Source organism: Bacillus sp. FSL E2-8887 (genome assembly GCF_038007205.1).
GTDB lineage: Bacteria > Bacillota > Bacilli > Bacillales > Bacillaceae_G > Bacillus_A > Bacillus_A mycoides.
The window spans coordinates 1-8,029 of the sequence record NZ_JBBOWS010000006.1; the positions used below are offsets into that span (position 1 = coordinate 1).

Sequence of the window (8,029 nt, forward strand, 5' to 3'; positions counted from 1 at the left end):
AATAGCTTAACATCAAACTTCTTTCCTGAGCCATTATCAATATTCTTGTAAAACAAAAGAAAAATAACAATTAAAACATAAAATTCTAAAGTAAAAAGGAAAGGGCAAGCTACGGGAGTGTGACCACACTCCCCCAAAAACGATGTTTTTGACTTGGTAGGAAATTCCTACAACCTCTACCGTTTTTCCGGTCTCAAAATTTCATTTTTTCGTCCTAAAACGTTTGTCGCTTCGCTCGATTTTCTATCTTTACCAAAAAGTTTAAACATAAAAAAGCTCCGATTTAATCCAATGGGAGCTTTTTATTTTTTAACTATTAATTACTTTAGTAACTCTTTAGTTGCTTCTAAACGTACCTTTACTTTATAAAAATATCGAAAAACTCAAAAGAGCAATAATTCCCGAAACTAACGAAACCCCTAATGAAAAAAGTTAATAAATAAAGAAAAAAGAATCTTATCTTAATAAGGTTTTTTTTTTATTTTATTGAAAGTAAACTTTTTATTAGAAGTTTACTTTCAGTTTCATTAGAAAAAAACAAAAGACGACATTAAATAAATCGTCTTTTGGCCTCAAAACATCTATCAAAATTTTATTTTTTCTCCTGATTTTCTACCTTTTCAGTTTTAGAACTGAATCCATCTTTAAATCCATCCCAAAAATCACAACCACCTAATGAAAACACAAATACACATAATAAACCTATCATAATACCCTTTTTGTAGTTCACTCTATAACATCCTCCATAAACGCAACTTAATATTGTAATTATAATATATAAATTAAAAATATCTATGAAAACAATCTTAAATTAACCTTAAATAATTAGACTGTTGTTATCATTTTTCGAATGTAAACTTTCAACTATTAGTTTACATTCAAATCATCTGAAATATTGAATTCTCACCAAATCACCTGATATCCTCAAAATATACAACGAAAGTATACATTCAAAACAATATAAATAAAGAGGTCAAAAAACCCATGAACAAAAAACAACATCTCATTGATGTCCAACCCATCCGTAGCAAAGAACAAATCGAAGATATGAAATGGGCTCTCAAACGTCATTGTTCCAAACGAGACTATATTCTGTTTCTTATCGGCATCCATACCGGATTACGCGTAAGTGATCTACTCCAACTCGAAACACAAACCATAATAAAATTAAAACGGAAAAAGAGAAAAGAATTCAAAATCAAAGAAGGAAAAACAAAGAAAGAACGCATGATTAACCTTACTTCCATTTTTGATGAGGTATACTCTTATGCTCAAACTCTAGATAATACCTGGTTATTTCCTTCTCGAAAAGGAGACAAACCCATTAGTAAGATCCAGGCTTATCGACAATTGCAAAAAGCCGGAGATTTTGCCGGTATAGAATCTATCGGGACACACACTATGCGCAAAACCTTCGGTTATTGGTTCTATAAACAAACAAAAGATGTAGCCATGTTGCAAGAAATTCTAAATCATAGTACACCCCAAATCACACTAAAATACATTGGAATTAATAAAGAAGAAAAAGACAATGTACTTGATAATTTCTATATTTAAAATCTATCAAAAAAACGACATCTACATAGATGCCGTTTTTTCTGGTGCTTTTTTTGTAAATTGATATAAAGCAATTGCACCCAAAATAACAAGTATTCCTTCAGGAGCATCTAATAATACTGTTTTCCATGTTTCTGAAATTAATAATTCATTACCTGTAGAGGCTTTATAATATCCTTTTACACAACCAATAGTAAACTGAATTACAGATAAAGAGACAAATAGCCATAAACCAAATCGAATCATTTTTTTATCTTTAAACATATAGCACCCCTTGAATAGAAAATCATAATATTAAATAATATATATATACTTTCCGTGTTTCTGTCAACAAATGGATAATATATATTTTATTTCAAATCAAAACTTATACAAAATTTATCCCCTATAATTTCTCTTATTAATTATATAATTCACCTTCCTAATTCTTAATTATCAAGAAGATAAATCACAATAAAAGGATCCGCAACAGATTATTGCATGCTTTTTTTATAACGCTACGATGCGTTTCTTACTATTTAACATTAGAATGATTAAAGTAATTAAAGGAGGTACATATATGGACATTGGAAAAAAAATAAAAAATTTAAGATTAATAAATAACATGACACAAGAAGATGTAGCCAGCCAATTATTTATTTCAAGACAAGTTATATCTAAATGGGAACTAGGAAAAAGTCTTCCCGATCTAACCAATTTATTAGCCTTAAGCAATCTATTTAATGTTTCAATTGATTCTTTATTAAAGGAGGATTCAAATTTGCAAAATCAGATAATAAAACAAAGCAATTACAAAAGATATTTATTAATAGCCTCTCTCTACATATATTCTTTAATTACTATTGTTGTTATATTTTATTGTCTCATTGCCTTTTTACTTATACCAAAGGACATAAAAACATCAGATCTAAAGGTTATTAATTCCCACTTTTATCAAAAAAGCGATAAAAGAGAAATTCTATATATTTATAGTAAATTAACACCTTTCTTCGCCAATTATTCAGGAGATTATAGCATTGAAACAAAAGATCATGAATTAAACATTCATGCTAATCGAAATTCAATTCCTTTTAGAAATAAAGATGTTTTATTTTCAATTGAAAAAGATATACCTCATGGAATAGATTGGGAAGAAAAAGATGTTTACATTGTAGATGAAAACAATAAAAAAATACTTATATATAACCATAAAAATAAACAACTGTATTACCAACTAAAAAATTAAAAAGTAGGCGATCAAAATTAAAAACATTTATAAATATATTTTTATACTAACTACGCTTATTCTTAATATAATTAGTTCTCTACTCATTATGAATACTCCATTTGTACCAGGGAATATGGTGTTTGCTATTACATTTTTATTTTTTACCATGCTATTTCAATCAACTACAATGCTATTTATTATATATATAATTAAAAATGATACATCTAAAAAGATGAAAATAATATTGTATGTTTTTTTAACACTAGATATATTAATCTTTTTATTCTTAATAAATATGACATATATAGCGGCAACAGCATTAAAATATTATTAACATCTTTATAGCAAGGAAATGCTTGTAGACTGATTTATACTGCATTCCCTTATTGTATGTATGCTATATTCTTATTCGCCTTTTTCTAACAGTAGAACCACGAATCTTGGCGAAGACATTGGTTTTTGCCCTGTCCTGGGGTCCGTCCTCGCTTTTTATTCCACGGTTCCCTTGACCACGAGCCTCCGAACCCTCAAACTCCCAAAGCTAACCCCAGCGGGCAAAAACCGCCCTTCTGGGGCCACCCCTGGCGAGTTTGCATGAGGGTTCCCCTCATCGTCAAGGAACTTTCGCGGCATAAACGCCAGGACTCAGATTATAAATCTCAAAAAAATCATTTTCTAAATAACTTCGCAAAAAAACCTTTTGATTCCGTAGACGCTGCTAATGATTTTGTTTCTTGTACTTCACGAATTGTTTCAAGTAACTTCTGATCCCGTTTCTCTAACTTATTATCAATATAATCTTGTTGCTTTTGTAATTGTTCAATTAACAACTTATTAAATTCTTCTTGTTTCTCACTATATTCTCTAAGTTTACTAACTTCATTTTTTAATGCTTTTAATTCTTCAGCTAAAATCTCTCCAACTTCTTTACTAGGAACAGGTTTTATACTCTCTCCACCTGTAGCAAAATAATGTTCAATTTGTTTTATTGAGTAATTCTGCTCTCGATGTAATTGCTTAACTATCTTCATTTGCTCAAGAGCTTTTTCATCAAAAATATTGTAACCTGACTCATTTTTCTCTAAAGGAATATATGTCTTTAATTCTTTCATCCAATTCCTTATAACATTTGGTGATTCATCTAAATATAATGCAACTTCTTTAACAGTCATAGCTATATAACCTGGGTTTTCTCCACCTAGGTATTCACTTTTATCCATCTTTATACCCACCTTTAAAACCTAAATAAAAACCTAAATATTTTTAATATCAAGGGTTGTTCCCAAAAAAAAACCGACGTTGAAACCTAGGTATTAAACCTAGGTTTTTACTAATTCATTCTACTAAGGTTTATATCCTTCTGTCATATGAAAATAACGGAATTTTTCATATCTCAAATTCATACTTCATTTAGCAAAGATCCTAGCCGCGCCACAAAAAGTTTTCTAATAACCTTACAACAAACCATAATTAAAATCACATTCTTGTTTTTTAACATAATAAAATTCAGTTAAAAAACAAGTCATTTTATAAAATTGGAAATTCCGAATCAAAAAAGAGAGAAGAGCATAAGGGGTTTTTGGGCCCAACTAGGGGTTGGGACTAGGCGAAGCCTAGCTTAAACGTGGGTACACGAAAATTCCCAGGATGTCCACTCACTGACGACATAAAATCCTCAAAATGTCCCCATTGTGTCCCTAGATGTAGACTCAGTGAGTACACAAAGTCTCTTTGATGTCTCCATGTGAGTACTCACTAAGGACATGATATTTTTAATAAATTGCAATCAAACATTACTTTAAAATACTAAAAGAAAACAATAGGCATTAAATAAATATAAATTCTTAATCTAGAATCAAATAACAACAAAATACAAAATGCTATTCAGATGCGTCAGAATCCATTTTAAAGAATATAAATCTAAAACAATACTATTTATCGTAAAAACAAAAATATACGCTTAAAAAGCAAAATAAACAGGTTTAAAAGAAGGCTTTCCTTTGCTTTTGGGGTTGAGGCTGGTTCGTCGTGTGGGGACGAGCCCCCACGTATTACGTATCTATCAATGTGGTAAGTGAAATTATTAAGCGAAGGCACTAGCGGTTCGGCTCGTATAATTGCGATTCAAGCTGATGATCCCAAATAGTTGCTTTTGGATGTATCGGCTTGGTGATATCCAAACTCGAGCCGAAAAAAGTTTGGCAAGGATGTAGCAACGCGAAAAGGGTGGAGATTTTCTGTAGCAACGCGAAAGAAAATACGACCCGTTCCTTGCGGAACTTTTAGCTATTTCTATATAGAGTAAGAAGGGACAAGTATAACAAAGTAGAGAATGACCAGTAATACCAAGGGGTTTAGGATTTTTCGTACTTACCGTTTTCGGTAAGTAAACTTACCGTTTTTGGTAAGTACGAAATTAACAAAAAAAGTCTACTAATTAAAGTAGACTTAAAATAATTTAATAGGCAAATTTTTAAGCTGTTTAGGAACCTTTCTAAACATAGCTTTAAGTGTCGGGTTAACTTCATCTCTATTCCCTGAAAACATAACATGAGGATTTATAAACAAAGCATATGCCCTAACATTATTATCATCAACACCACTCTCTGAACGAGCAATAATACCTTTATCAATTAATTTTCTAACCAAAGGACTAACTTTCGTTTCATGTCTTCCTATTTTTTTGGCTAATTCTCGCTGAGTTAATGGAATTTGTTCTTTAGAGTTAATATCACTAACTAAGCAATTACTTAAAAAACCTACACACATTGAAATATCTAATAAAAATACCTTCTCAGCATTTGTTAAATAATCAATTTCAAATAAATACTGGATGTTTTGTTGAATGATCTGAACAAACTTCGCTTTATTCTTAATTTTACGTTCAGGAACTAATTTCATTCCTCTTGAACTAGCCTTTGCTTGAAGTTCATTTACTATGTACATCTCTTCTTCTGACAAGATCTTTGAATTTTCGATATCTCTCAATCTTGCATTTTTTTCAGCATGTTCTAAATTGGCGAGCTTTGACATAATCTTTCTCCTCTTTTCTAAGATTTTCAACTAGAGAAGAGGAACATTTTATGCTATGATTTTTATAGTTATTAAAAATAAATATATCCAATAAAAACCCCTCTTCTCTAATTGATTTGCTTGGTCGCTTTCAATTATAACACGAGAGGTTTTTTTATTGGATACAAACCATTCTTATTAATCTATATTTGAGAGTAAAACTGGATTGTTAAAAGTTACAAAAGATAATTTAGTAAATAACTCTGTAAAGTTATTTATTGTTTCTTGATTTAAATCGAGATCGGAACTATTACAAAGTTCATTAAATCTTTTTGCAAGTAATACTTTACCAAAAGAATTCGCTAACTTAGAATTTGATTTTTGATTATCAACCTCAATATCTTCCAAAAGAATAAATTTACTAAAATCTTCTTTAGCAAACATATCTTCAATAGCAAAATTTTTAACATTACTCACAAAAATAATTTTATCTTGATCAACCGCTAACTTATCAAGTAAAGTTTTCTGTACTCTTTCTCCTTCTTTATCATTATCAAGAATAACTAAAAAATCTAATCCCCAACCTATAAGTAATGCTGCTAAATTAGGAATCTGAGTAGCACCAACATTCGGAATAAAACGGAATTTATCAGTATCAACATCCGGAATTTTTATATATTTTTTTAAAGCTTCCAAGTAAAAATAATCGCTTATTCCCTCAACTAAAATATTTATACCATTTCTAGAAAAAATTAAATCTTTATTTAAATCTAAACCAATTGATGTAATAACTGGGGTTAAAGTATCTTTATCAGCCCCTTTATGAATCTTATTCTCAATATATGTACTACCATCATCATTTTTTAATACTAATCGTAATTTTTCTAATCTCGAAGGATCAATTAAATAAGGACTATGAGTCGTCATTATTACTTGATGATAATTTGATATATTATCTAAAACTTGTAAAACATCATTTTGAGCCTTAGCATGCAAATAAAGTCCAGGTTCATCAATTAGTAAAACACAATTATTACTTTTCTCCGCCTTTAAAGTTAAAAAGAAAGATAAAAACCATTGAAATCCTCTACTACGTTGTCCAGGTCTAAATGGCAAATTATTATTATCATCATACACAGAAAAATATAAATCGTCTCCATCCAAACTACATTCTAATCTCATCTTATTTTGATTATAATAACTTGAAAATTCCTCAGTGAAATCAGTTGAAAATTTCCTAGTCATTTTTTTACGATTAAATCCTTTTGCTTGAAAAAGATCAACTGGATTTATATTTGCTACTTTATAAAAGCGCTCCACAATTTTAATTTTATCATCTTTATAATTAACTACATCTGGTAATATATCATCAAAAGAATCAAATAAAATAAATTTAGGTTCAAAATGAATATATAATCCATAAAGATCCTCTAAAACATCTTCAATAAAACCTTCAAGTTTTCTAGAAAGACTTAAAAAATCCTCTATAGCCTCAATAGCAAAAGCTTCAATTGACTCATTATTATTAATAAATTCAACATGAAGATTTGCATTATGAAGTTCATAATATATATTTCTCAAATTGCGACTATTAGAAAAAGGCTTAATATCAGCATAACTCTTTAGTTCTTCAAAATCATACGAAAAATATTTTTCTACTAACTCTAAATTGTGCAATAAATTAATGAAGTTATCTTTAATATTATTGAATCTGACTCCAAAAATAGCCCTTATCAATTTGCCATCAATTTCAGTAATTAAATTTTTGCCATATCCTCCAAATGATTTTTTTATTGTTAAATCTAATGTATCTTCATAAAAAGGCAACACCCATTGTGTAGGTAAAAGATTTTCAATAATTTCTTCGTATGTGAATTTTAGATTAACTGTAACTTCCAAAATATCATCCATCTTTCCGATGTCCATATTTTGGAATTTTTCAGGTATATCATCTTCTGAAAAAACACCAGTACTAAAAAATTCTAATGCTTTTAATATAGTTGACTTACCAGATTCGTTTTTTCCAGCAAGCACAGTCATATTATTATGTAAATAAAAATTTCCAGAATCAACTATAGATCGAAAATTTTTCACTCTAATACACTCAACTCTCACTACATAACACCTTTCTTTCCTAAATTTTAATTACAAAATATAGTATATATGGATTATATTAATTTCCAAAAGAGTAAAAAAAAAAAACATAAACTTTCAAATAAAAAATCACTTTTATTTTCATTGTAAAATACGAAA

7 protein-coding genes are annotated in these 8,029 nt (G+C 29.2%); 2 read left to right on the top strand and 5 right to left on the bottom strand.

The features are described from left to right. Positions 1-592: 592 nt before the first annotated feature. A complete protein-coding gene (locus NSQ08_RS29800) occupies positions 593-730 on the bottom strand; it encodes a hypothetical protein (protein ID WP_340780649.1) in 138 nt (45 codons plus the stop codon). Between the two features lie 254 nt (positions 731-984). Here NSQ08_RS29800 and NSQ08_RS29805 point away from each other — a divergent pair, with 254 nt between their 5' ends. Next, positions 985-1,557, top strand: coding sequence for a tyrosine-type recombinase/integrase (locus NSQ08_RS29805; RefSeq protein ID WP_340780650.1), 573 nt, complete (start codon positions 985-987; stop codon positions 1,555-1,557). Between the two features lie 21 nt (positions 1,558-1,578). Here the strand turns inward: NSQ08_RS29805 and NSQ08_RS29810 are convergent, their stop codons facing one another. Beyond that, positions 1,579-1,821, bottom strand: a complete 243-nt coding sequence (locus tag NSQ08_RS29810; protein WP_016107356.1) for a DUF3937 family protein — start codon at positions 1,819-1,821, stop codon at positions 1,579-1,581. 295 nt (positions 1,822-2,116) lie between these two features. Here NSQ08_RS29810 and NSQ08_RS29815 point away from each other — a divergent pair, with 295 nt between their 5' ends. Beyond that, positions 2,117-2,782, top strand: coding sequence for a helix-turn-helix domain-containing protein (locus tag NSQ08_RS29815; protein WP_340780652.1), 666 nt, complete (start codon positions 2,117-2,119; stop codon positions 2,780-2,782). Between the two features lie 650 nt (positions 2,783-3,432). Here NSQ08_RS29815 and NSQ08_RS29820 read toward each other — a convergent pair. The 3 genes from NSQ08_RS29820 to NSQ08_RS29830 all read right to left on the bottom strand — a co-directional run bounded on the left by NSQ08_RS29820 (position 3,433) and on the right by NSQ08_RS29830 (position 7,891). After that, a complete protein-coding gene (locus tag NSQ08_RS29820) occupies positions 3,433-3,984 on the bottom strand; it encodes a DUF3967 domain-containing protein (protein WP_340780653.1) in 552 nt (183 codons plus the stop codon). Between the two features lie 1,228 nt (positions 3,985-5,212). Further along, positions 5,213-5,797 carry a MarR family transcriptional regulator gene (locus NSQ08_RS29825; RefSeq protein ID WP_340780654.1) on the bottom strand — a complete coding sequence of 195 codons (585 nt, stop codon included), beginning with the start codon at positions 5,795-5,797 and terminating at the stop codon, positions 5,213-5,215. A gap of 177 nt (positions 5,798-5,974) precedes the next feature. Beyond that, a complete protein-coding gene (locus NSQ08_RS29830; protein WP_340780655.1) occupies positions 5,975-7,891 on the bottom strand; it encodes an AAA family ATPase in 1,917 nt (638 codons plus the stop codon). Positions 7,892-8,029 lie beyond the last annotated feature (138 nt).

Bases quoted from the DNA above. Each gene is read 5' to 3' on its own strand.
- NSQ08_RS29815 (WP_340780652.1), top strand. From the start codon at position 2,117: ATGGACATTGGAAAAAAAATAAAAAATTTAAGATTAATAAATAACATG.
- NSQ08_RS29820 (WP_340780653.1), bottom strand. From the start codon at position 3,984: ATGGATAAAAGTGAATACCTAGGTGGAGAAAACCCAGGTTATATAGCT.
- NSQ08_RS29825 (WP_340780654.1), bottom strand. From the start codon at position 5,797: ATGTCAAAGCTCGCCAATTTAGAACATGCTGAAAAAAATGCAAGATTG.
- NSQ08_RS29805 (WP_340780650.1), top strand. From the start codon at position 985: ATGAACAAAAAACAACATCTCATTGATGTCCAACCCATCCGTAGCAAA.
- NSQ08_RS29810 (WP_016107356.1), bottom strand. From the start codon at position 1,821: ATGTTTAAAGATAAAAAAATGATTCGATTTGGTTTATGGCTATTTGTC.